The sequence below is a fragment of the Pseudoalteromonas luteoviolacea genome (assembly GCF_018100925.1).
Classification (GTDB): domain Bacteria; phylum Pseudomonadota; class Gammaproteobacteria; order Enterobacterales; family Alteromonadaceae; genus Pseudoalteromonas; species Pseudoalteromonas obscura.
On sequence record NZ_JAGJEH010000055.1, the window covers coordinates 1 to 708 of the forward strand.

1 protein-coding gene is annotated in these 708 nt (G+C 44.4%); it reads right to left on the reverse strand.

The annotated features are described in order from the left end of the window. Nucleotides 1–695, reverse strand: a 695-nt coding sequence (locus J8M00_RS28040; RefSeq protein WP_211013648.1) for an SdrD B-like domain-containing protein, incomplete at its 3' end; no start/stop codon positions are given. Nucleotides 696–708: the final 13 nt, after the last annotated feature.

The following is a 708-nucleotide window of genomic DNA, read 5'->3' on the forward strand; positions in this document are numbered from 1 at the left end:
GCATCGGTTGAGGTACGCAGATTCACCGCTTCACCGTAAAGATCCTGACCTGTTAACTGGATCTCAATCCCCGCAAGGACAAAGTCATTATCGTTGTTGGTACCATCTTGGTTGATATCTACAAATACACGACCTGATATAGATTTGTCGCCAGTGCTTAGTTGCTCAGTGAAGATAAGTTCAGGCGCAGCTTGCTCACCCAATAACAGTTTGATCTCACTGTTTGAACCAAATTGATCTGCCGATGTACCAAGATAATCTTGGCCTTCAACATAATCAGTAGTACCTTGAGTAACTGTGTAGCCAGTCGAATTTGATGCGCGAAGGCCTGTAAAGTTAAAGGCGCCATTTTCATCTGTTGTGGTGCGTAGGTTCACCGCTTCACCGTAAAGATCCTGACCTGTTAACTGGATCTCAATCCCTGCAAGGACAAAATCATTACCGTTGTTGGTACCATCTTGATTGATATCGACAAATACACGACCTGATATTGATTTGTCGCCAGTGCTTAGTTGCTCAGTGAAGATAAGTTCAGGTGCAGCTTGCTCACCCAGTGCCAGTTTGATCTCACTGTTTGAACCAAATTGATCCACCGTAGAACCAAGATAATCTTGGCCTTCAACATAGTCAGTTTCACCTTGAGTAACTGTGTAGCCAGCCGAATTTGATGCGCGAAGGCCTGCAAAGTTAAACACGCCATTTTCATCA